The organism is Neolewinella lacunae (assembly GCF_014349155.1).
Classification (GTDB): Bacteria; Bacteroidota; Bacteroidia; order Chitinophagales; family Saprospiraceae; genus Neolewinella; species Neolewinella lacunae.
Genome location: NZ_JACSIT010000050.1, coordinates 77,441 through 100,485, shown reverse-complemented (window position 1 = coordinate 100,485; position 23,045 = coordinate 77,441). Strand labels below are relative to the sequence as shown.

Annotated in this window: 23 protein-coding genes; 17 read left to right on the top strand and 6 right to left on the bottom strand. The window is 59.2% G+C overall.

The genetic code is table 11. From position 1 onward, the window contains the following. Positions 1–41: 41 nt before the first annotated feature. The 4 genes from H9S92_RS02895 to H9S92_RS02880 all read right to left on the bottom strand — a co-directional run bounded on the left by H9S92_RS02895 (position 42) and on the right by H9S92_RS02880 (position 4,169). Positions 42–1,655 carry an ArnT family glycosyltransferase gene (locus tag H9S92_RS02895; protein ID WP_187465221.1) on the bottom strand — a complete coding sequence of 538 codons (1,614 nt, stop codon included), beginning with the start codon at positions 1,653–1,655 and terminating at the stop codon, positions 42–44. Between the two features lie 132 nt (positions 1,656–1,787). Then, positions 1,788–2,150: a hypothetical protein gene (locus H9S92_RS02890; protein WP_187465220.1), complete on the bottom strand. Its 363-nt coding sequence runs from the start codon at positions 2,148–2,150 to the stop codon at positions 1,788–1,790. Between the two features lie 248 nt (positions 2,151–2,398). Then, entirely contained in the window at positions 2,399–3,058 is a 660-nt protein-coding gene (fsa, locus tag H9S92_RS02885; protein ID WP_187465219.1) for a fructose-6-phosphate aldolase, read from the bottom strand. 97 nt (positions 3,059–3,155) lie between these two features. Then, positions 3,156–4,169, bottom strand: coding sequence for an NHL repeat-containing protein (locus H9S92_RS02880; RefSeq protein ID WP_187465218.1), 1,014 nt, complete (start codon positions 4,167–4,169; stop codon positions 3,156–3,158). Positions 4,170–4,606: 437 nt separating this feature from the next. Between H9S92_RS02880 and rpsP the strand changes: the two genes are divergently transcribed. Next, positions 4,607–5,251: a 30S ribosomal protein S16 gene (gene rpsP, locus H9S92_RS22770; RefSeq protein WP_187465217.1), complete on the top strand. Its 645-nt coding sequence runs from the start codon at positions 4,607–4,609 to the stop codon at positions 5,249–5,251. A 75-nt stretch (positions 5,252–5,326) separates the two neighbouring features. Here the strand turns inward: rpsP and H9S92_RS02870 are convergent, their stop codons facing one another. Next, a complete protein-coding gene (locus H9S92_RS02870; RefSeq protein WP_290283585.1) occupies positions 5,327–6,412 on the bottom strand; it encodes an NAD(P)/FAD-dependent oxidoreductase in 1,086 nt (361 codons plus the stop codon). A gap of 264 nt (positions 6,413–6,676) precedes the next feature. On the opposite strand from H9S92_RS02870, the gene H9S92_RS02865 reads away from it, so the two are divergent. Next, positions 6,677–7,861 (top strand): class I SAM-dependent rRNA methyltransferase, encoded by a 1,185-nt coding sequence (locus tag H9S92_RS02865; RefSeq protein WP_187465216.1) that lies wholly within the window; start codon positions 6,677–6,679, stop codon positions 7,859–7,861. 168 nt (positions 7,862–8,029) lie between these two features. Here H9S92_RS02865 and H9S92_RS02860 read toward each other — a convergent pair whose 3' ends face one another. After that, the gene (locus H9S92_RS02860) at positions 8,030–11,053 is read right to left on the bottom strand and encodes a DNA polymerase III subunit alpha (RefSeq protein ID WP_187465215.1); all 3,024 of its coding nucleotides are present in this window, start codon (positions 11,051–11,053) and stop codon (positions 8,030–8,032) included. 508 nt (positions 11,054–11,561) lie between these two features. Between H9S92_RS02860 and H9S92_RS02855 the strand changes: the two genes are divergently transcribed. The 15 genes from H9S92_RS02855 (at position 11,562) to rpsC (ending at position 22,929) form a co-directional block, all read left to right on the top strand. Next, on the top strand, positions 11,562–12,581 hold the full coding sequence (locus H9S92_RS02855; RefSeq protein WP_187465214.1) for a hypothetical protein: 1,020 nt from the start codon (positions 11,562–11,564) through the stop codon (positions 12,579–12,581). 310 nt (positions 12,582–12,891) lie between these two features. Next, on the top strand, positions 12,892–13,128 hold the full coding sequence (locus tag H9S92_RS02850) for a hypothetical protein (RefSeq protein WP_187465213.1): 237 nt from the start codon (positions 12,892–12,894) through the stop codon (positions 13,126–13,128). Positions 13,129–13,156: 28 nt separating this feature from the next. Then, positions 13,157–13,294, top strand: a complete 138-nt coding sequence (locus H9S92_RS02845; RefSeq protein WP_187465212.1) for a hypothetical protein — start codon at positions 13,157–13,159, stop codon at positions 13,292–13,294. Positions 13,295–13,372: 78 nt separating this feature from the next. Continuing rightward, on the top strand, positions 13,373–14,518 hold the full coding sequence (locus H9S92_RS02840; protein ID WP_187465211.1) for a Gfo/Idh/MocA family protein: 1,146 nt from the start codon (positions 13,373–13,375) through the stop codon (positions 14,516–14,518). A gap of 310 nt (positions 14,519–14,828) precedes the next feature. Next, on the top strand, positions 14,829–15,203 hold the full coding sequence (gene rpsL / locus H9S92_RS02835; RefSeq protein WP_187465210.1) for a 30S ribosomal protein S12: 375 nt from the start codon (positions 14,829–14,831) through the stop codon (positions 15,201–15,203). 72 nt (positions 15,204–15,275) lie between these two features. After that, complete coding sequence (rpsG, locus tag H9S92_RS02830; protein WP_187465209.1) at positions 15,276–15,752, top strand: 30S ribosomal protein S7; 477 nt, start codon at positions 15,276–15,278, stop codon at positions 15,750–15,752. 58 nt (positions 15,753–15,810) lie between these two features. After that, the gene (gene fusA / locus H9S92_RS02825) at positions 15,811–17,943 is read left to right on the top strand and encodes an elongation factor G (RefSeq protein ID WP_187465208.1); all 2,133 of its coding nucleotides are present in this window, start codon (positions 15,811–15,813) and stop codon (positions 17,941–17,943) included. Between the two features lie 117 nt (positions 17,944–18,060). Further along, a complete protein-coding gene (gene rpsJ, locus H9S92_RS02820) occupies positions 18,061–18,369 on the top strand; it encodes a 30S ribosomal protein S10 (RefSeq protein WP_068216020.1) in 309 nt (102 codons plus the stop codon). A gap of 165 nt (positions 18,370–18,534) precedes the next feature. Then, on the top strand, positions 18,535–19,155 hold the full coding sequence (rplC, locus tag H9S92_RS02815) for a 50S ribosomal protein L3 (protein WP_187465207.1): 621 nt from the start codon (positions 18,535–18,537) through the stop codon (positions 19,153–19,155). 66 nt (positions 19,156–19,221) lie between these two features. Beyond that, complete coding sequence (rplD, locus tag H9S92_RS02810; RefSeq protein ID WP_187465206.1) at positions 19,222–19,845, top strand: 50S ribosomal protein L4; 624 nt, start codon at positions 19,222–19,224, stop codon at positions 19,843–19,845. A 12-nt stretch (positions 19,846–19,857) separates the two neighbouring features. Next, entirely contained in the window at positions 19,858–20,154 is a 297-nt protein-coding gene (gene rplW, locus H9S92_RS02805) for a 50S ribosomal protein L23 (RefSeq protein ID WP_187465205.1), read from the top strand. Positions 20,155–20,244: 90 nt separating this feature from the next. Then, the gene (gene rplB, locus H9S92_RS02800) at positions 20,245–21,081 is read left to right on the top strand and encodes a 50S ribosomal protein L2 (protein WP_187465204.1); all 837 of its coding nucleotides are present in this window, start codon (positions 20,245–20,247) and stop codon (positions 21,079–21,081) included. A 3-nt stretch (positions 21,082–21,084) separates the two neighbouring features. Then, positions 21,085–21,357 carry a 30S ribosomal protein S19 gene (rpsS, locus tag H9S92_RS02795; protein ID WP_187465203.1) on the top strand — a complete coding sequence of 91 codons (273 nt, stop codon included), beginning with the start codon at positions 21,085–21,087 and terminating at the stop codon, positions 21,355–21,357. Positions 21,358–21,712: 355 nt separating this feature from the next. Continuing rightward, entirely contained in the window at positions 21,713–22,102 is a 390-nt protein-coding gene (gene rplV / locus H9S92_RS02790; protein ID WP_187465202.1) for a 50S ribosomal protein L22, read from the top strand. 2 nt (positions 22,103–22,104) lie between these two features. Next, positions 22,105–22,929: a 30S ribosomal protein S3 gene (gene rpsC, locus H9S92_RS02785; protein ID WP_187465201.1), complete on the top strand. Its 825-nt coding sequence runs from the start codon at positions 22,105–22,107 to the stop codon at positions 22,927–22,929. Positions 22,930–23,045: the final 116 nt, after the last annotated feature.

Sequence of the window (23,045 nt, the reverse complement as noted above, 5' to 3'; positions counted from 1 at the left end):
CTAATTAGACAGCCTACCACCAGGCCCGCGTCCGGCCACCGCTACTCCTCCTGCGGTTTCGCGGGCACCTTGAGGTTATAAATGCCAATGGTGAGGTTGCCACTGGGGCGGAGTTCCACGGCGGGGTAGGCGTAGTGGTCTATCCGGTCGCGGACGTAGTAGCGCGTCCCCGGCCAAATGAAGTGCGTAGCCAGGTAGTCCGCCAGGTGCCACTTGTCTTCCCACACCAGTTTTTTGCGGGCTTCCGGGGGGAGGGCCAGCAGGTTGTCCTTGCACGGCCAGGTTTCGCATTTGATGCGCCTGACTTCCCCCTCCGGCACCTGCCGGGCAAGCTGAAGAAAGGCGTCGCGGAAGCCCACGCCCCAGTAATCCATGTCGAAGCGCACGTTCAATGGCTCCCCCTGGATGGCGGCGTTGAAGTAGACGTGCTGGTGCGGATGGTCGTACACCATCTGCACGGCCGTCAGGGCCATCCCTGCTCCCAGTACCCAGCTTTGCACCTGCGGCCGCGCCCAATGTTGCCTGCCGTACTCCACCCCCACCATCAGGAGAAAGACGAGGCTGGGGTACACAAAATGCAGGTGGCGCCAGCCGTTGTACAGCGTGGAACCCAGCAAGATGACCACCAGAATGGGCCCCACCGCCAAGCCCAGCTGCGCAAAATCCAGTAAGCCCGGGCCATCCTGCCACAACCGCCCCTTCTTCAAGGCTCCCACCGTACGGCGGAGCGCCGCGTAGCCCCCCACGAACAGAAAAAGGAGATAAATGATGGGCGTAGTGATCAGGATCCAGGCCGGAATGTAGTAGGCCGGCACGTCGAGCGCAAAGAGCTGCTGGCCAAAAAGCCAGACGTAGTCTTCCCAGGCAAAGTCCGACATCTCCGAGAACGCCGCCCAGAGCCGCCGGAAAGTATCCTCCCACAAGTAAGGGAAAAAAGGCACCAGAAAGACCACCGAAAGCGGCAGATAAGCGCCGATCCACCACAAATTCTGCCGGGAAAACGGCCGCTCCCGCAGCATCTCCCAGCTCAGAATCAGCACGGTAGTGAGGGGCACAATCAGTGCGGGCAGGCGGGTATTGAGCGCCAGCCCCGTCGCCAGGGCATGCCAGAACAGGTTGGACCAGCTCCGACGGTCCAGAAAACGGAGCAGGGTGTAAACGTTGATGAGGTAAAAGACCAGCAGGATGTGGTCTTTAGGATTGAAAAAAGCGTGGGCAAAGATGCGCGGACTCAATACCAACACCAGCGTACCGACCAACGGATACCAGTCGCGCGCCGGGAAGCGCAGACGCAGGGTCCGGTAGAAAAAATAACAGGCCAGCCAGAACAGGAAAAAATTGAGGTAGTGCCGCAGGCGGTAGTACTGGTAAGGGTCGTCTTGCCAGCCGAACTGGAGTTCCAGTAGGTTGGCCGTCAGCTGGTAGAGCATCCCGTAATTCGCCCACTGGTAGTCTTCCAGGTGCCAATCGGGCTCCAGGGCCGGAGGGGGCAGCCCCAGCTTTTCCGCCGCGTAATCAATGGACACCCGGCCGTGCCGACGCTGGATGGCTTCGTCCCAGCTAATGCCATAGTCGTCCACCACCCACAAACCCACCAGCAACAGGAGCCCAAAGAACAGGCGCGGATACCAGGGAGAAAAAGTAGGAACGGACATTGGCTAGAAACTTACTGCGCTAGAGGAGGCCGTCTCCCCGCAATGCATGTACCGCACTACAGCAGGCAGGCTACTGTGGGTTACGGACCCGGGGTGCGGTAGACGACACGAAGGCGAGGGAGAAAACGCCCGCTAGTCTTCGTCTTCGCCGCCAACGTCGTCGTCGGCAATTTCGTCGGGGTCGATGTCGGCTGCGTCGAAGTCATCGTCGTCGTCATACTTGCCGGCGTACTCTTCCCGCACTTCGTCCAGCAGGTTGCCATCCTCGTCGTAGTCGTCGTCGTCGGCAATAATTTCGACTGCCTCCGACTTGGTCATCCGGATGAGGTAATATTTTTCTTCGGTTTCGAAGGGCAAGGCACTGGAAAGGCGGCCGTTCACGTCGGTAAAACGGATCAGGTGGCTGGCGAATCCTTCCGGATACTTTAACTTGATCTGCTCAAGTAGTGCCTCATCGACCTTTTCGTAGTTCTTGATTACGCGTGGTTTGGACATGGGAGATAATATGTGTCAGGTATAGACGCCAAATATGAGGTAATAGGTACCAGAAAAGCACCCGCTGTTGAAAAAAAATGCAAAGTCGCCCCCCGGAATTGGCAGCCGGTGGGCGCATTTGGCTGGAAAACCCGGCGAAAGGCCACACCCAAGCCCCCCATTCCACTGGGGGAGCGGGGGCTTGGGCGTGGCTTTACGGGGTAAAGGGAAGGGGGCGTCCGCAGGACTTTCGCTCTCCCGCAGGTCCTTTATTTTCCGCTTCCCATGGCGTGGTCGGCCAGGAATTTCTCCAGGCCAATGTCCGTCAGCGGGTGCTTGAAGAGGCTCTCAAAGCTGCTCAGGGGGCAGGTCACCACGTCGGCACCGGCTTTGGCGGCGTCGACGATGTGCTTGCCGGAGCGGACGGAAGCGGCCAGGATTTCGGTTTCGTAGCCCTGGATGGCGTAGATCTCCGCGATGTCGCTGATCAGGGACATGCCGTCCCAGCCAATGTCGTCGATCCGGCCGATGAAGGGGCTCACGTAGGTCGCACCCGCCTTAGCCGCCAGGATGGCCTGGCCGGCGCTGAAGACCAAAGTGCAGTTGGTCCGGATGCCCTGCGAAGTGGCCCAGGCCAGGGCCTTGACGCCTTCCCGGATCATGGGGATTTTCACGACGATGTTGTCCGCAATCTTAATCAGCTCGCTGGCTTCGCGCTTCATGCCTTCCAGGTCGGTGCTGATCACCTCGGCACTCACGTCTCCGTCCGTGAGATCACAAATTCTCTTGTAGTGCTCGAGTACGGCCTTTTCGCCACTGATTTTTTCTTTAAACATCAGGCTGGGGTTGGTCGTAACCCCGTCCAGAATGCCGAGGGAGGCGGCTTCGGCGATGTCCTGAAGATTGGCGGTGTCGATGAAAAACTTCATGTCGGGTGGTTTTTTGAGTGGAAAGAAGGCCGAGCCTGGCCTCCGTGCTGCAAACATACGAACTGCCGGGATGTTTGCCATTGCTTCCGCCTTTGCGCTATACCCGCCGGAGCCGGATGGGGTAGGTTTTTCCGCTGTACCACTGGGGTACGTAAAAATTGCCGTCGGCGTCGGGGCAAACGTCGTGGGGGTTCATAAAGGTCTGGTTGTCGTACACCACGTCTTCAAAGTGCTGCTGGTTGGTTGGCGCGCTGCCCCCCGGCAGAGAAACAACGTCGAAATTGCGGTCCAGAACTGCCAGCATACCGTCGTAAGACCACCAGCTTTTGGTCACCAGAACAGCGAAGAGGGTGAAGTCCCCGTAAACGACGGGCCGGCAAATCTGCAGGCCGGGCAATTTGCGGGTGCTCAGGTACTTGCCATCCGTCGTCCAGCGCTGGAATTCCTGGTCGGCCCGGCTGGTGATGAGCAATTCCTCCCGGCCGTTGCGGCCGTCGATGGCAATGCCGTGGCAGCAGTTGAAGTATCGTTTGCCGCCAAAGACGTTTTTCAGCTGGCCCTTTCCGTCGAACTGAAAGATTTTGTTGGTGCCGTAACCGTCGGCCACGTAGATGTCGCCATTCCTGGCCACGGCCGTTTCGGTGGGCTTGAAGGCTTCGCCCGCCGGAATCTGGTCGGGCGGCACTTGCAACTCGCGGATGATCCGCCCGTCGAGATCGAGGTTGACCACCCTCCCCCCGGCGGCGTCGGTGAGCCAGAAGGTCTGGGCACGGCCCTCGCCGGAGGTGCTCAGGCCGTGGGGTTCCAGCAGGCGGTGCTGAAAAGTATTGAGCACTTTGCCATCCTTATTATAGGCAATGAGGCTGAATTTGTCGCTCACCACCGAGCACACGAGCCGCCCCCGGCTGTCGAGCACCATTTCGTGGCAGTGCTGGAGGCCCTGCTTGCGGGGGTCCAGGTTGCCCCAGTTCTTGTCCACCTTGAAACGAAAGTCGCCGTGACCAATAATCATACCGTCTTCCTGGGTGGGGGCGGTGCGGCCCCTCGACCAGGGGAGGGCGCTCAGGGCGGCTGCACTGGCCAGTTGAAAAAATTGTCGTCGCTTCGTCATTGCGGGGTGTTTGCGGGTTCCGGAGGGCGGCGCAGCCGGGTAAGCGGCACCACCTGCGCCGGGTAAGGTAGGTGTCGGCCGGGGCAGCGGTACGCCGTTCTTGCCGCTCCAAAGATACGCGCCCGCCGTGATGGCGGTTTTCGTCGGGTGGGCCCACCAGACTGCCCGGGAATAAGGTTTTGCCTCCGGCGGTGGGCGCGGCCGCAGGTGCTCCCCCCCGGCCCCCCGAAGGGGGGAGAAAGGATGGGGAGCAAGGGAAGTCTCCACGCCCGGTCAGCTGCCCGGGTTACAGGCCTCCTAATGCCAAAATTCTTTTTTGCCGCCCGGGGGTCTTGCATCATTTAAAAGGCCACCGTACCTTTGCGCGCCTTAGACGAAACCGGCCGTCCCTTTCCGGGAGGAAACCGGTACTTTAGTAACCAAGATAATTTGTCATTATGCCAGTCCGTATCCGCCTCCAGCGCCACGGCCGCCGCAAGCGCCCCTTCTACCACATCGTTGCCGCTGATGCCCGTTCGCCCCGCGACGGCCGCTTCATCGAGAAACTCGGTACCTACAACCCCATGACCGTGCCCGCTACCATTGAGCTGGACCGCATGGCCGCCTACCAGTGGCTCGTCAAAGGTGCCCAGCCCTCCGATACGGTAAATGCCATTCTCCGCTTCAAAGGCGTCCTTTACTTTAAGCACCTCATGCGTGGGGTCAGCAAAGGTGCCCTGACGCAGGAACAAGCCAGCGAGAAGTGGGAAGCCTTTATCGAAAGCAAAGAAGGAAAAGTAGCCGCCCGCCGCGAAGCTGAAGCCCAGCGCATCGCCAACTACCACGTCGCCGTCTCCGGTACCGCTCCCGCCAAGCCCGAGCCCGTAGTGGAAGAAGAAGTCGTTGAAGAAGCAGCTCCGGCCGTCGAAGCTACCGAAGAGGCAGCAGAAGTGGGCAGCACGGAAGAAAGCCGCGCCGAAGCTGCTGACGTAGCCGGTGAAGCCATCGCCGAAGCGGAAGCCGCCGCTGCCGCCGGCGAAGCCCTCGAAGCCGCCGCCGAAGAGACCCCAGAAGGCGCCTCCGACGTAGAAAAGGAGGCTTAATCCCCTCCGCGCACTGCGCAACCATAACGTAAATCCGGAAGCCCCGCTGACCATCCAGTCAGCGGGGCTTCTTCGTTAAGGGGCAAAACGCTGGATGTCAACCTCCGCCGGCAAGGGTGCCCCGGCCAGCAGGTAATCCGCCAGCCAGCGGGAAGCCAGCGGGGCCAAGGATGCACCCTTGGTCCCCAGGCCGTTGAAAATCAGCAGTTCCGGCCAGGACGGGTGACTGCCCAGCAGCAGGCGCCGGTCGCGGACGGTAGGGCGCACCGCCGCCCGGTGCCCAATGATCGTGTAGGGTACGGTCAGGAGCTCCTCCAGGCGGTCGGACAAAAATTGGTAGTTGGCGGGGCTGGGCGCATCGTCCGCAAAACGGTTGTCGCTCGTAGCTCCCACCCAGTAGGTGCCGTCGGACTGCGGCACCAGGAAAATGCGGTGCTTGAACATGCGCTCCAACGGCGGGGCAGTGGTGCGCACCAGCAATACGTCGCCCTTCATTCCCCCGTGGGGCAGGTAGGCGAAGTAGGGGTTGAAACGCGCCCGCCAGCCTTCGCAACAGATGATGCGGTCGTAAGGAGCGGCGCTGGCCGGGGCGGCCCCTGCTCCTTCACCCGGGCGGGCACCTGCGTTCAGCGCCCCATCAGCGGGCTGTTTGCCCAGTAGCGCAGGCAGGGTGGCGTAATCGAAGGCCTGGGCCCGGAAGCGTCCTGCACCGCTGCTGGCGCTACGGTGGGCGGCCACGAGCGTAGCCAGGTCTACCCGCGCCGTATGTCGCACGCCCGCGTAGGCGAATACCGGCACGGTTTGCTCGGGGATGCGGCCCGGGTCGGGGTGGTCATCCAGGTACTCCGCGTAGCCAGGGTCGGCGGAGCGCACCTCCCAGTCGTTGCGGTCGCCGCGGTTGAAGAGGCTGCGCACGAGGGGCAGGTCGTACCAGATTTTCACCCCGTAGGTCCGTTCCAGTTCCTGGTAAAGGTCGCGTGCGGCGGGCAGGAGTTCATCGATGCGCCAGCTTTTGACGAAACGCCGGCCGGTGATGGGGTTGATGATGCCCGCCGCTACGTCGCTGGCCGCCGTCTGCTCCGGGGCGTCGACGTAATCGACGTGGCAGCCCGCCCGCTCCAGCCGGTAGCCGAGCAGCGTGCCCGCCAGGCCCTGTCCGATGATCAGTATTTTGATGGCAAAAGCATTGGTGGCACCCGCTGCACGGCGGGGCCGGATGAGGCGGCCAAAGATACAGCGACCCGGGGGAGGCTCCGCCAGGGAGATTCGCCGCTTTTCAGATGCTTAGATCGCAATGGTTTTGTGGTTCGGCAGTGGGGTATTTTCCGCTACCGAACTACCTTCAAAAGGCCGTTGAAGACCAGTTATTTGTGATTATTGCAAGGGCTAAACCTCACGTTACTATAGTATGGCTACCTTCGCGGCATGAAGAAAGTGACGCTGCTCAAAGGCAAAGACGGAGCCATCCGCCGCCGCAACCCCTGGGTGTTTTCCGGGGCCATCCGCAACGAAGACGAAGGCCTGCTGGATGGTGACCTGGTGGTGGTTGAAGACAGTACGGGCGAGCGCCTCGGGCTGGGGCATTACCAAAACGGGGGCATCCGGGTGCGCATGCTGCACTTTGGTGCCGGGGAGATCAGCATTGCGGACTTGTTGCGCGACAAACTGGCCGCCGCGCTGGCCCTGCGCCAGCAACTCGGCCTGGCCGCTGACCCACTGACGAATGCTTACCGCCTGGTCCACGCCGAAGGCGACGGCTTGCCAGGACTGATCGTCGATCGCTACGCCTCCGTCGTGGTGCTGCAGTGCCACAGCATCGGGATGTACCGCCTCCGCCAGGAAATTGCCACCGCCCTGCGCACGCTGTTGGGAGAAGAAGTACGTACCATTTACGACAAGAGCGCTGCCTCCCTCCCCGAACGCCAGGAGGCGAGCGACGGGGTATTGCTCGGGGAGACCGTCACCGAGGTGGTGGTGTTGGAAAACGGCCGGCGCTTTTTGGTCGACGTGGCGGGTGGGCAAAAAACCGGCTTTTTCCTCGATCAGCGCGAAAACCGCTGGCTGTTGGGCAGCTACGCCCAGGGCAAATCCGTACTCAACGCCTTTTGCTACACCGGGGGCTTCTCCGTCTACGCACTTTTGGGCGACGCAGCGCAGGTGCATAGTGTGGACCTGAGCAGCAATGCGATTGACCTGGCCGACGGCAACGTGGCCCGCAACGGGGATTTTACCGAACGCCACCGCAGCTACGCCGCCGATGTGATGGAATGGCTGCGGGACCAGGCCGACGCCGGGGGCTACGACCTGGTCATCATCGATCCGCCCGCCTTCGCCAAAAACAAGCACAAACGCCACCAGGCAGTGCAGGCTTACAAACGCCTCAACGCCCGGGCCATGCAGGCGCTGAAACCCGGCGGCCTGCTGTTCACCTTCAGCTGCAGCCGGGTGGTGGAACGCCAACTCTTTTACGACACCGTAGTTGCGGCGGGCCTGGAAGCGGGCCGTGATTGCCGCGTACTGCACCACCTCAGTCAGGGGCCAGACCACCCGGTGAGCCTCTACCACCCGGAAGGGGAGTACCTCAAAGGTTTGGTTTTGCGGGTGGATTAAGTAACGTTAGGTTGGGGGTCTGCAACGTAGCTATCCGCCGCTTTCCAGGTGCTTAGATCGCAATGGTTTTTAGTTCGGTAGTTTAGTAGTTCGGTAGTGGACAATACCGAACTACAAAACTACCGAACTACAGGCCGTTGAAAACCAGTAGCTGGGCTCAACCCCACGTTAGGTAAACCGCAAATCCGGCAGGTAGGGCAGTCGTTCCAGCGTGAAGACTTCGAGGGAGGGGAAGCCGAAGTCGCGGGTTACGCGGCCCGCCAGCCGGTAGACGCCGCGGCCGGCGAAGGGGAATTGCCGGAGGCTGGCGGGGAAGTGGACGGTATCAAAATGGTGCCCGTCTTCATCCAGCCAGCAGCCAAAGCTCATGCGCTCGCCCTTGACGGTGGGCACCAGCTTATCGCACACGAAATAGGCCAGGAGCTGAAGCTGCCCGTGGTCGGCAACGGCATCCAGGCGCTTTGTCCGGCCGGGAGATCCCCAGCGGTTGACGTGGCCGGGGTAGGGAAGGGGTACTCCGGCGGCGGGCGTTGCTACGAGCAAGAAAGGCGAGCAAAGGGGGAAGCCGAGCAGTTCGAGCTCGTCAAAAGCCTGGTCGAGTTGGGCGGCGCTCAAGGGGTGGCCGGTCCGGTGATTGGGCGAAAGATCGAGGTGGAAATACTGCTGGGGGGCGGAGCGGGGGAAGAGTTCGGGCGTAGCCTCCCAGTGGGCCTGGGGATTGAAGACCGCATTTTTCTCCCACAACAATTCCGCTTTGCTGCGGCCCGTGCCCCGGAAGGCCCCCACCCGGATGAGCAACTCCAGCTGGCTGCTTTCCACCTCCAGCCGCTGGCAGAAGTCGGTGAGCGACTGAAAACCCCCGCCCCGCTCCCGCTCCAGCAGTACGCGGAGGATGAGCTGCTCAGAAATGCCTTTGACGTGGACAAAGCCCAGGAAGAGGTCGGTCCCCCGCAAGTCCGTCAGGTAGCGGGAGCGGTTGATGCAGGGGGCGTGGATGGCGGCGCCGGCCATGCGGGCTTCGTGGACGTAAAACTCGGTAGCGTAGAAACCTCCGAAGTTGTTGATTACCCCAACGATGAATTCCAGCGGATAGTAGGCTTTCAGGTAGAGGCTCTGGAAACTCTCCACGGCGAAGCTGGCCGAGTGGGCCTTGCAGAAGCTGTACCCGGAAAAGCTCTCGATCTGTCGCCAGACTTCCTCTGCTGTCGCCAGGTCATGCCCCCGCACCTGCGCCCCCGCAAAAAACTTCTCCCGCAGGCGCTCGAAGGTGTCTCCGTCGTACTTTTTACCGCTCATGATGCGCCGCAGCACGTCGCTTTCGTCCAGCTCCAGGCCCGCGAAGTGATGGACGATTTTCATGACGTCTTCCTGGTAGACCATCACGCCGAAGGTTTCCGCCAGCTGCTCTTCGAACACGGGCGCCAGGTAGCGAAAGCTGTGGGGGAAATGAAAACGGTGGATGTATTCCTTCATCATCCCCGACTGGGCCACGCCCGGGCGGATGATGCTGCTGGCGGCCACGAGGTGAACGTAATTGTCGCAGCGCAGCTTGGTCAGCAGCGCGCGCATGGCCGGGCTTTCGATGTAAAAACAGCCCAGGGCCCGCCCTTCGCGGAGCATTTGCTTGACCCGCTCGTCGGTTTTGATTCGATCCAGATCGTAGAGGTCTACCGCTTTGCCCTGGTTGCGGCGGATGAGGTGGACGGCCGACTTGAGGTGGCCCAGTCCCCGCTGGCTCAGGACGTCGTACTTGTGCAGACCGAGGTCTTCGGCGTGGTACATATCGCAGTGGGCAACGGGAAAGCCCTTGGGCATCAGGCGCTGGGCCGTGTAGTAATGGATGGGTTTTTCGGTGATGACGATGCCACCGGCGTGGATGCTCAGGTGGTTGGGCAAGCCGATGATGCCAGCGGCAATTTTAAGCACTGCGGCGGCTTTGGGGTCGGCGGCGGCCCGGCCGTGGGGATCGTGCACCAACTCGTCGATTTCTTCTTTGGGCAGGCCGTGCACTTTGGCCACTTCGCGCAAGGCCGCCCGCCCCCGGAAAGTGGAGTAGGTGGCCAGCAGCGCCGTGTGGTCTTGGCCGTAGCGCTTGAAGACGTAGTCGATCACGTCATCCCGCTCATCCCAGCTGAAGTCGATGTCAAAATCGGGCGGACTGGCCCGAAAGGGATTGATGAAGCGTTCGAAGTAGAGGTCGAGTTCGAGCGGGTCGACGTCCGAAATGCCGATGCAGAAGGCGACGATGGAATTGGCCCCCGAGCCCCGGCCGACGTGCTGGTAGCCAGCTGCGCGGGCGTAGCGGACAATATCGTGGGTAATGAGAAAATAGGAGCAGAAGTCTTGTTGTCGGATCACGGCCAGTTCCCGTTCGGTGCGCAGGCGGGCCTTCTGGAAGCGGCTACCGGGCGGATAGCGGCGGGTGACGCCGGCCAGGGCCAGCTTTTCCAGGAGGGCAAAGTCGCCGTCTTTGCTCCCCGTAAAGGTTTGGCGGTTGATGCTGAGGCCGGTTTCCAGCTCGGCGGTGCAAGCATCGATGATCCGCTGGGTATTGGCCAGAATGGCGGGGTAAGACTTGTAGAACTGGGCCAGGGTGGCGGGGGGCAGCAGGCGGTCTCCGGGCTGGGCCAGGTCGCGGGGCGTAAGCTTGGTATGGACCGTGCCCAGGTCAATGGCCCGGAGGGTTTTGTGGCGGGCGTAGTCTTCGTCGTTGATGGCCACCACGGGGGCCAGCACCACGAGTTTTTCCTGGTGGTGGCGCAGCTCATGGCTGAACAGGCGGTTGACGTGCTGGGGGCGAATGCCGAGCAACTCGTTGGGGCCGAAGTCGGCAATGGGCTTACAAAGACGAGGGTAGATGATCCAGGTATCCGGCAGCGGCGGGGGCACGGCGGGCAGCGCGCGCCCGGCCAGGGAGTGTTGGCTCAGGAAAGCGCAGAGGCTCCGCCAGCCCTCGGCGTTGTGGGCCAGGCCAGTGTAGAGCCACTGCCCCTCCCGCCAGAAGGAAACTCCCAGAATGGGCTTGATGCCCGCCCGCCGGCAACGGGCGACGAACTCGACGGCACAACTCGTATTGTTGGCGTCGGCCAAGGCCAGTGTACTTACCCCCCAGGCGGCAGCCTTAGCCACCAGGGCCTCGGGCGTAAGTACCCCGTAACGCAGGCTGAAGGCCGTATGGCAGTTGAGGTGCATCAGCGCATTTTTTGTCGGCCACCCCACGCTAAGGCACTTTTGCGGCGGCTGAGCCCACGCATACCACCCCGCATCGCCCGCGATTTACCCAACAGAAAAGCATTTTTTTGCGCCCGATTTGCCCAGCCTGGCCTGGCTGGACGAAGAAAATAATTGGCTGAAGCTGGCATGGAGTGAGACTTTTGGGGCGATACTGTTACCTGTGAGGAGTACCGTAGAACATGTAAACTACTTGTAACCAAGTGTTTGTCTGCAAATATTACGCTGCAAGATAATATGATTTTTAATTTAAAAACAAATAGTTTGTTTTTTAAAGGGTGGCCATCTTTTTTTATTCCGGGCGGCGGACTAACTTTACCGGATGCCTGTGACGCTGTTCACGGTCCGTCGTCTTCTTAATGAAAAATAAACCATCGAACGGGTGAAAGCCTGGTTTTTTGCTGTTGGCAATTCACTTGCCCGCGCTTAAACCGTGATTGACGACCGACTTTTGTGAATAGCATTGACCATGACCGCATCCCAAAACCGCTTCCAACGTGCATTTTTTGAACGATTGAGCGAAAAATTCCCCTCCCGCAGTGATATGGTGGTAAGCCTGGGAGAAGTCTTACACGTTGGCCGCGACGCCGTTTACCGCCGGATGCGGGGAGAGACTGTCCTCAGTGCCGATGAGCTCATGCTGCTTTCCGAAACGTTTGGGGTAGAAGCGATGCCCAACGGTAAGCGCCCCAGTCTGCCCACTATGAGCTATTTCCAGAGCGAGGACCGGGAAACTTCGGAACAAACTTACTTCATCGACCTGCGCAAACAGTCCGATCTGTTTCTTGCCCTGCCCGGCATCAACGTTGATTACGCCAGTCCTGAGCTCCTCATTCACTACGAGTTGATGTTTCCCGTGCTGCGGAGTTTTAAAATCTTTATGTACGGCATTACCACCTGGGGGCTGCATAAGTGGAAAGATCAGCGCTTTTCTTCCGACTTAATCCCCCCCGCAACCCACGCGTTGATAGACGGGATTGTACGCGACGCTTACCGCGTACCGGGGCGCGAGTTGTGGTCCATCGGTATTCTGGACGTCACCCTACGGCAAATCAGTTACATGTACCAGGTTGGTCGCTTCGCCCACCCCCAAGACCTCGAAACCATCTTCGCGGAACTCGAAGCTATTCTCGATCACCTCGAAGCCATGGCCCGCAGCGGCAAAAGATTTTACCCCGGTGAGACGCCAAACGAGGACAGCCCGACGTTCAGGGTCTACCACAACGAACTTTCCAATACCAACAATACCATCATCATTCACTCCAATACCAAAAATTATCTCTTTTCCACCCTCGTAAATCCCAGTTTCCTGGCCAGCCGCGACCCCCGCATTCTCTCCGACGTGGTACGCTGGTTTGATAACCTGGTGGAACATGCCAATTCCCTCAACGCAGAATCCGGTAAGTACAACACCCAGTACTTTGGCAAGCTCCGCCAGCAACTTCGGGCTACCCGCGAGACCATCCGTTTCGGGTCCGGTATCTTTTGAGGGGAGAGCGGAAAAAGCATGTACTGATATTCAATAAAAATAGATGTTTATAGTAGCTATATTCGCTTGCAAATAATTGTACATACGATCTTACCTTTGCAGGGTAAACAAGAAACAACTGAACTAAGCTCCCCGGAGCTGCGTTTATAAGAATAGGTTTATTTTTCATGAGAGACGCTGTGGACAGCACAGTCGTATAATCAGGCCCGGGCGCGATACGTCCGGGCCTTTTTTATGTCCGGTCGCACTGGGTGCAAAGAGCCGGGGGCGGGATTTTGTCTCATCCTGCTCCGTGTCGTACCTTTGGTTTATGGATGCCCCTTCTTCCCATTCTTCTCCACCGCCGTGGTTGGGTCTGCTCAACTGGGTCCCGGTACTGGCTTACTTTCTGATCAAGTACCTGGTCATTGGCCGCGACCAAATCACCCGCCAGCAAAACTGGATGCTGATCGGGGCCGTCATCCTGGCGGAGATTGCCCTGTGGCAATACCGTAAACAATTCCGTAAACCCCAGCCCCCCGCCGATAATGGAACCCCTCAGGAATGACAAACCTTCCCCCTGGCTGTTTCTCGTAATGTCGGCCACCTACTTTGGTGCCTACTTTGGCCTCAAGTACGGGGTCTTCGGCGGAAGCTTGCCCTGGTACCTCAATGCGCTGCTCATCCTGAGCTGCCTGCTGCTGGCCTTTGCCCTTCGCAGGCGCGTAGGCTAAGCCCTTTCTCCTTTAACGGGTACCTTGCCTGCCCGCCGCGTTTTTGCCCCGAGACAATTCCATTCTAACCCCAAAGCCATGCATCACCTCCTGCACCGCCGTCGCCAATTCCTCCGCCAATCCATTTCCGCCGCCACCGGTCTGTTGCTGGCACCCGGCCTGTTGGCCTGTGGTGCCAAAACTCCGGCATCCGGCAAAGAAGGGCGGGAAGAGAACGCCACGGACCCTTCGGCTTCCCGCAAAATCGGGGTGGCCATCCTTGGGCTCGGCGGCTACGCTAAGGGGCAAATCGCTCCCGCTCTCCAACTGACGGAGCACTGCGAACTGCGCGGTCTCATCACCGGAAGCCCCGAAAAACTACCGGAGTGGCAGGCCAAGTACGCCATCAAGGACGAAAACGTCTACACCTACGACACTATGGAGGACATTGCCAGCAACTCCGCCATTGACGTCATCTACGTCATCACCCCCACGGCCACGCACCGCGATTTTGTCATCCGCGCAGCCAATGCGGGCAAACATGTCTGGTGCGAAAAGCCTATGGCGATGCGCCCCGAAGACTGCCAGCAGATGATCACTGCCTGCCAACAGAACGGCGTTAAACTCAGCATCGGCTACCGCATGCTCCACGAGCCCAACACCCAAAAGCTGATTGAACTGACCAGGACCCAGGCCTACGGACCCATCACCGGAGCGACCTCCCTGGCGGGCTACGCCGGGAGCCTGCCGGCCCTCGATTACTGGCGCGGGCAGCGGGCAATGGGCGGGGGCGCCCTCTACGACATGGGCGTCTATACCATTAATGGCCTCCGCTACGGCACCCAGCTTATGCCCCTGGCCGTCGTCTCCGCCACCCAGGAACGGCCCGAAGACGTCGACGTGACCACCACCTACCAGCTCGAATTCCCCAACGGCATCCTGGCCAATGGCAAAACCAGCGTAGTGGAGTCCTACAACAAACTGCGCATCGAGGCCACCAACGGCTGGTATGAACTGGACCCCATGCAGCCCTACGAGGGCGTTCAGGGCAGCACCAGCGACGGCAAGATCCTCGGCCCGCCCGTCCCCAACCAACAATCGCTCCAGATGGATGCCGACGCGCTGGCCATCCTCAACAACCAGCCCGTCCGCGCCCCCGGCGAAGAGGGGCTCAAAGACATCCTCATCATCCGCGCCATCATCGAAAGCGCCGAAACCGGCAAACGGGTGCCCATCGTATTCTGATCGCGGGCCGCCCCGGGGAGAATAAGCAGGAGAGGAAGCAGCATTTTTGCGCTTACGCAGGTGCACAGGAAGTCGCGCTGAACAGCAGGGTAGGGTAGGGCAACCCTCGCCTTTTACCGCCGTTTTGGCCGTAACGCAGGCCCTTTACCCACCCGTCCCGCCCGCCGAAAGCGGCTACTGCACACAAAAATTTATCCTAAGCCACTGAAGGTTAGGAATTCTGAAGATAAGTACTTACCTTTGCGCTCGCTTTTTAAGGAGGTAGGCCTCTGGTAAATAAAAAAAAGCGCATTTCAAAGCAAAGAAACGTATGCCTACAATCAACCAACTTGTGCGTAAAGGGCGCAAGCAAATCGTCGAAACCAGTAACTCCCGGGCCCTGGACGCCTGTCCGCAGAAGCGTGGCGTCTGCACCCGTGTTTATACTACCACCCCCAAGAAGCCCAACTCGGCCCTGCGTAAAGTCGCCAAGGTGCGTCTGACCAACGGCATCGAGGTGATCGCTTACATCCCCGGTGAAGGCCATAACCTCCAGGAACACTCCATCGTGCTCATCCGCGGTGGACGGGTAAAGGACTTGCCCGGTGTACGTTACACCATCGTGCGGGGTGCCCTCGATACGGCCGGCGTGGCCAACCGCCGCCAGGCCCGTTCCAAGTACGGCGCAAAACGCCCCAAAAAGTAATAAAAGACGAGGCATGCCTTGTCCGCTCCCCTTTCTATTCCTAAGCAAGGCAATGCGCAAAAACTACATCTAATGCGTAAAAGAAAACCAAAAGTCCGGGTCATCGCTCCCGATCCCCGTTACGGCGATCCGATGGTAACCCAATTCGTCAACAACATGATGTTGGCCGGTAAGAAATCTACCGCCTTCAAAGTGTTCTACGACGCGATGGACATGATCAAAGAACGTGTTTCTGCCGAAGAAATCGACGAATACGAGGTGTGGAAACGCGCCCTCAACAACGCGATGCCCCAGGTAGAAGTACGCAGCCGCCGCATCGGTGGTGCTACTTTCCAGATCCCCACCGAAATCCGCGCCAAGCGCAAGATGAGCATCGGCATGAAGTGGGTCATCCGCTTCGCCCGTGCCCGTTCCGGTAAGGGAATGGCCGAAAAGCTCTCCGCCGAGCTGCTCGCCGCCAGCCGCAACGAAGGCATGGCCGTTAAGCGTAAGGAAGAGACCCACAAGATGGCCGAATCCAACCGCGCTTTCGCCCACTACGGCCGCTAGCCAAACCACCGCCTGACCCTATCCACATTTATCCTTTCGCAATTCCAATCCTTTCCCCATGGCAACGGATCTTAGATTTACCCGCAACATCGGTATTGCCGCGCACATCGACGCAGGTAAGACCACCACGACCGAGCGTATCCTTTACTACACCGGTATCAGCCACAAGATCGGCGAAGTACACGATGGTGCCGCTACCATGGACTGGATGGAGCAGGAGCAGGAACGGGGCATCACCATTACCTCGGCCGCTACCCACACCAGCTGGAATTGGCAAGACCAAAAGTATACCTTCAACATCATCGATACCCCAGGGCACGTGGATTTTACCGTTGAGGTAAACCGCTCCCTCCGCGTACTCGATGGTCTGGTCTTCCTGTTCTGCGCCGTCTCTGGCGTAGAGCCCCAGTCTGAAACCAACTGGCGCCTGGCCGATAACTACAAAGTGCCCCGCATCGGCTTCGTCAATAAGATGGACCGCTCCGGTGCCGACTTCTTCTCCGTCGTGCGCGACGTCGAGGAAAAACTCGGCTCTAAGTCTATTCCCCTCCAGGTACCCATCGGTGCGGAAGAGACTTTTAAAGGCGTTGTTGACCTGATCACCATGCAGGCCATCGTGTGGAACGAGCACGACCAGGGCATGACCTTCGAGACGATCGACATCCCCGCCGACCTCGTCTCCACCGTCAACGAATGGCGCGAGAAACTTCTCGAAGCCGTTGCCGAATACGATGAGTCGCTGCTGGACAAGTTCTTTGATGACCCAGACTCTATCACCGTGGAGGAAGTACGCAAAGCCGTACGCGACGCCGTTACCGACGCCGCCTTCGTTCCCATGATGTGTGGTTCTGCCTTCAAGAACAAAGGTGTTCAGGCCGTACTCGATGCCGTTTGTGCATACCTGCCCAGCCCCGTTGATATTCCCGCCGTTAAGGGTACCCACCCCGACGACGAGGAGAAAATCCTCGAGCGCAAGCCCTCCGTTACCGAGCCCTTCGCCGCACTCGCTTTCAAGATCGCTACGGACCCCTTCGTAGGTCGCCTGGCCTTCATGCGCGTGTACTCCGGCTTCCTGGATGCTGGTTCTTACGTCCGCAACACCCGCTCCGGCAACAAGGAACGGATCTCCCGCCTCTACCAGATGCACGCCAACCAACAGCAGGCCATCGACCGCGTAGAAGCTGGTGACATCGCCGCTGCCGTAGGTTTCAAAGACATCCGTACCGGTGATACCCTCTGCGACGAGGCCCACCCCATCGTCCTCGAATCCATGGTCTTCCCCGATCCCGTTATCGGTGTAGCCGTTGAGCCGAAGACCCAGAAAGACCTCGAAAAGCTCGGTATGGCCCTCGCCAAACTGGCCGAAGAGGACCCGACCTTCACTGTCAAGTACGACGAAGACACCGCCCAGACCGTCATCGCCGGTATGGGAGAGCTTCACCTGGAAATCATCGTTGACCGCCTCCGCCGCGAATTCAAAGTGGAAGCCAACGTAGGTGCCCCCATGGTAAACTACAAAGAAGCGCTCTTCACCACCGTCGAACACCGCGAACGCCTCAAAAAGCAGTCCGGTGGTTCTGGTCTCTTCGCCGATATGGCCTTCACCCTCGGACCCGCCGACGAAGAGTTCCTCCAGAGCGAGGACTTCAAGAGCGGCAAGGAAGCCCTCCAGTTCGAATGGGCCATCGTTGGTGGTGCCATCGACAAGAACTACCAGAAGCCCATTCGTGATGGATTCAAATCCATGATGAAGAACGGCATCCTGGCCGGTTACAACATCGACAGCATGAAGGTGAAAGTCATCGACGGTGGTATGCACTCCGTTGACTCCAAGCCCCTGGCGTTCGAACTCTGTGCTAAGGAAGGCTTCAAAGCCGCCGCTAAACTCTGCAACCCCAAGTTGCTTGAGCCCATCATGGAAGTGGTAGTTGTAACGCCCGAAGAGTACACCGGTAACGTAATCGGTGACCTCAACCGCCGCCGCGGCCTGCCCAAAGGCCAGGAAACGATGACGGGAGGTGCCATCCGCATTACCGCCGACGTTCCCCTGAGCGAAATGTTCGGGTACGTAACCGACCTGCGTACGATCACCTCCGGCCGCGCCAACTCGAGCATGACCTTCAGCCACTACACGGAAGCACCTTCCGGCATCGCGAAGGAAATCATCGAAAAAGCCAAAGGCGTCGCTTAATCAACCAAACGATTTCCCGGCCTTGGGTGCCTGAACTGCATCCCAAGGCCGGGAATCTTTCCCAAAAAGGCCGCTGGAAAGCCACGTGGCCATCTTTATTGAAAATACCAAACTGGCATGAATCAGAAAATTCGCATCAAACTGCGTTCTTATGATCACAACCTCGTAGACAAGTCTACCGAGAAGATCGTCAAGACCGTAAAGAACAGTGGGGCCATCGTTACCGGCCCGATTCCGCTGCCCACCGAAAAGGATATCTACACGGTCCTGCGTTCACCGCACGTCAATAAGAAATCCCGGGAGCAGTTTCAGTTGCGCACCCACAAGCGCCTGATCGAAATCTACACCCCCAACCAGAAAACGGTAGACGCGCTTTCCAAGCTCGAACTGCCCAGTGGTGTAGATATTCAGGTGAAGTTGACCTAATCCCCCAGGCCCAACTCACCCTTCAGTAAACCCCTTGCTTACCCCTTCACCGTGGTAAGGAGGATCATTTGTTAACTGTTCCCGTTCCGCCCAGCAGCGCGGAGCCGGAATATTTGTTGCCCAGCCGAGCACCTCCGCCCGGCAGCAACGGATAAACCAAGACCAATGAAAGGAATTATTGGTAAAAAAGTCGGGATGACCTCCATCTTCGACGAAATGGGCCGCAACGTGGCCTGCACCGTTATCGAAGCCGGTCCTTGCGTCATTACGCAGGTCAAGACCGACGATACGGACAATTACAACGCTATTCAGCTGGCTTACGGCGAGCAGAAGGAGAAGAAGACCAGCAAGCAGTTGCTCGGCCACTTCGGAGCCGCAGGCACCACGCCCAAGGCCGAAGTCGTCGAGTTCCGCGATATGGTTGCCGACAAGGCCCTGGGCGACACCGTCACCGTGGGTGATGTCTTCGCCGAAGGTGACCTGCTGGCCGCCGTTGGTACCTCCAAAGGCAAAGGCTTCCAGGGCGTAGTCAAGCGCCACGGCTTCGCCGGTGTGAACGATGCTACCCACGGTCAGCACAACCGCCAGCGTGCCCCCGGTTCGATCGGTGCGGCTTCTTACCCCGCCAAGGTTTTCAAGGGAATGCGCATGGCCGGCCGCGACGGTGGCAGCCGCGTAACGGTAAAGGGCCTCAAAGTCCTCCGCATTTTCCCCGATCGCAACCTGATCCTGGTAAAAGGTGCCGTACCTGGCCCCAAAGGTGGAACCGTAATCCTGCAGAAATAATTAAGCCAGCCGATCCCGCTCTTTCCCGCCCCCGGGCCGGAATGAATGGATTGTAAAACTATAAACATGAAACTCCAAGTTCAAAGCGCACAGGGTACCAATGTTGGCCGCGAAGTGGAACTGCCCGAAAACATCTTCGGCGTAGCCCCCAACGAGCACGCGGTTTACCTAGCGGTTAAGGCCCACCTGGCCGCTCAGCGCCAGGGCACGCACAAGTCCAAAGGACGCAGCGAAGTAGCCGGCTCAACGAAGAAACTGCACAAGCAGAAAGGCACCGGCGGCAGCCGTAAGGGCGACATCAAGAGCCCCCTTTACCGCAGCGGTGGCCGCATCTTCGGCCCCCAGCCCCACCTCTACAACATCAAGCTCAACAAGAAGGTCAAGCAACTCGCCCGCGCCTCCGCCCTGTCCCAAAAAGCCAGCGCCGGTAGCATCAAGGTAGTCGAAGACCTCCAGTTCAGCGCCCCCCGAACGAAAGACTACGTCGCCTTCCTCAACGCCCTCGGCGCCCAGGGAAAAGTACTGCTCATCACCGCAGAAACTGACCAGTTCGTCTACCGCTCCGGCCGTAACATCCCCAACAGTACCATCGTAAGTGCCAGCGAGCTGAACACCTACGACGTAATGAAGGCCTCCACGGTCCTTCTTTCCGAAGGTGCCATTGCAAAACTTCAAGAGCAGTTCGCTTAAAAAACCACCACCATGGCCAAGAGTATCCTCATCAAGCCGGTCGTTTCCGAGAAGGCCGAACTGCTTTCTGAAAAACGGACCCAGTACACCTTCGTGGTGACCAAAACGGCAAACAAAATCGAAATTCGCAAAGCCGTTGAAGAACGGTACGGCGTATCGGTAGACCGCGTAAACACCGTAGTCGTGCCGGGCAAGACCAAAAACAGATCGACCAAGTCCGGAATCATCCGCGGTCGGGTAGCTGCCTTCAAGAAGGCCGTCGTTACCCTCACCGAAGGCGAGACCATCGACTTGTACAACGAAATCTAATTCATCGCCGGTGGGTGGGGAGCCGCGGTCTATGGTCGATCGTAGTACCGCGCTTTCGCTCCGAGATTCACCGGATCAACCAGTGCAATAATGCCAATTAAGAAGTTTAAGCCGGTCTCTCCGGGCTCCCGCTTCCACGTCGGAAACAAATTCGACGAGCTGACGGGCGATAAGCCAGAGAAAAGCCTGCTGGCCCCCATCAAGCGTACGGGGGGCCGTAACGGTACGGGCAAAATGACCGTTCGCCAGCGTGGCGGCGGACACAAGCGCCGCTACCGGATCATCGATTTCCGCCGCAACAACGACGGTGTACAGGCCGAAGTGAAGACGATCGAGTACGATCCGAACCGCACCGCCTTCATCGCTCTGGTGGAATACACCGACGGAACCAAGTCTTACATCCTCGCCCCACAGGGCCTGAAAGTAGGGGATAAGCTCATGTCTGGCGAAGGTGCTGAGCCCACGGTGGGCAACACCCTTTTCCTGGGCGACGTCCCCCTGGGTTCCCCCATCCACGCCATCGAGCTCCAGCCCGGTAAAGGTGCCGCAATGGCCCGCTCCGCTGGCACGAACGGCATCCTGATGGGCAAAGAAGGTCGCTTCGTTTCCGTCAAACTCCCTTCGGGTGAAGTTCGCCGCATCCTCAAGACCTGCCGCGCTACGATTGGTGCCACCTCCAACCCCGACCACGGCCTGACCGTAGCGGGCAAGGCCGGTCGCAACCGCTGGGCCGGCCGTCGTCCGCGCGTTCGTGGTGTCGCCATGAACCCCGTCGATCACCCCATGGGTGGTGGTGAAGGCCGCGCTTCTGGTGGTCACCCACGCTCTCGCACGGGCATTATGGCCAAGGGCCAGAAGACGCGCAGCGTCAAAAAGGCTAGCAACAAAATGATCATCACCCGTCGGAAGACGAAGAACAAGAAATAATCCATGGCACGTTCGCTCAAGAAAGGCCCGTACGTATTTCACCGCCTTTACGATAAGATCGTTAAGGCCCAGGAAGGTGGTAACCGTAAGGGCATGATCAAGACCTGGTCTCGCGCCTCCATGATCATCCCCGATATGGTAGGCCTCACCATCGCCGTCCACAACGGTAAGACCCACGTTCCCGTCTACGTTACGGAAAACATGGTTGGCCACAAGCTCGGTGAATTCGCCCCCACGCGCTCCTTCCGGGGCCACGGCGGCAAAAAAGGCAAGTAACCGGTAGGTGCCGCAGCAAACCGCCAACGGGCAGTTCGCATTCCGGCACCCATTACCCTTACTACCAAAAATAATTATCAGGGCGCTTGCGCAGGTGCCGGGTAAGTCTTTTTAACAGCGGTGAACGTCCTCCTCCCAGGCCGCCTCCGCTTTCAGAAAGCCAGACCCTGCACCTGCGTCCGCGCCCCAAATTGAGTGAAGGTAGAGCAAGACCTCGTGGTACGTAAAGTAGCCGAAGCCGCCGACCTCCCCCCAGGTTGTGCCTGAAAACGCAGCCCCCGCCGGGGAAGACCGCCAATCGACTGCCATCCGTTCCACCCGTTTTGCTAACCCGTTCCCTCGAAAATCTCCAATAATGGAAGCAGTAGCAAGTTTAAATAGCATCCCGATGTCGGTCCGCAAGATGCGGCTCGTCGTCAACCTTATCCGCGGAAAGCAGGTGGATCAGGCGCTGAGCATCCTGGAATACAGCAAGCAGGAAGCCGCAATCTGGCTGAAGAAAGACCTTCTTTCGGCCATCGATAACTGGCAGCAAAAAACCGGAGGTACGGAAAGCGCTGCGGAGTACGACCTGGTCGTCTCCACCGCTTACGCCGACGCCGGTGCCCAGATCAAGCGTTTCCGCCCCGCGCCCCACGGCCGGGCGCACCGCATTCGCAAGCACAGCTGCCACATCACCATCAAAGTAAGCAACACCAAGCCCCTCCCTTCCGAGGTCGGTGCTGAAACCTCAACCGCTAAGTAAGCATGGGACAAAAGACTAATCCAATCGGTAACCGCCTCGGTTACATTCGCGGCTGGGACAGCAACTGGTTTGCCGACAAAGACTACGCCGCCAACGTCATTGAAGACGAGAAGCTGCGCACCTACCTCGGTTCACGCATCGAGAAAGGCGGCATTGCCCGCGTCATCATCGAGCGTACCCTCAAGCGGGTTACCCTGACCATCCACACGAGCCGCCCCGGCATCATCATTGGCAAGGGAGGTAGTGAGATCGACCAGATCCGCGAGGAGCTGCGTCGCCTGACCAAGAAAGACGTTCAGATCAACATCATCGAGATCCGCAAGCCGGAGCTCGACGCCTGCATCGTTGCCGAAGGCATCGCCAAGCAGATCGAAGCGCGGATCAACTACCGCCGGGCCATCAAAACGAGCATCGCCTCTACGATGCGCGCCAGTGCTGAAGGGATCAAGATCCGGATTTCCGGCCGTCTGAATGGTTCCGACATGAGCCGTACCGAAGAGTTTAAGGAAGGCCGTACGCCCCTGCATACTTTCCGGGCCGACATCGACTACGCCCACAAGGAGGCCCACACCGTTTACGGACGGATCGGGATCAAAGTGTGGCTCTGCAAAGGTGAGGTACTCGGTAAGCGCGACCTCAACCCCAACGCCGGACTGGTTGCTAAAGGCAACGAGCGCGGTGGTGATGACCGCCGTGGTGGCGATGACCGTCGCGGTGGTGATGACCGCCGTGGTGGTGGAGACCGTCGCGGTGGCGGAGATCGCCGTGGTGGTGGAGACCGCCGTGGTGGTGGCGATCGTCGCGGTGGCGGCGGTGGACGTCGTTAAGATTACCAGGACGGCCCCCAGGCCCCGCCTCTTGAGTACGAAGGGCAGTTTTACCTTTTTGGGGTAGCACTGCCGGGATACTTGCCCTCCCCCCCGACCAAAAGGGTCTGACCCTT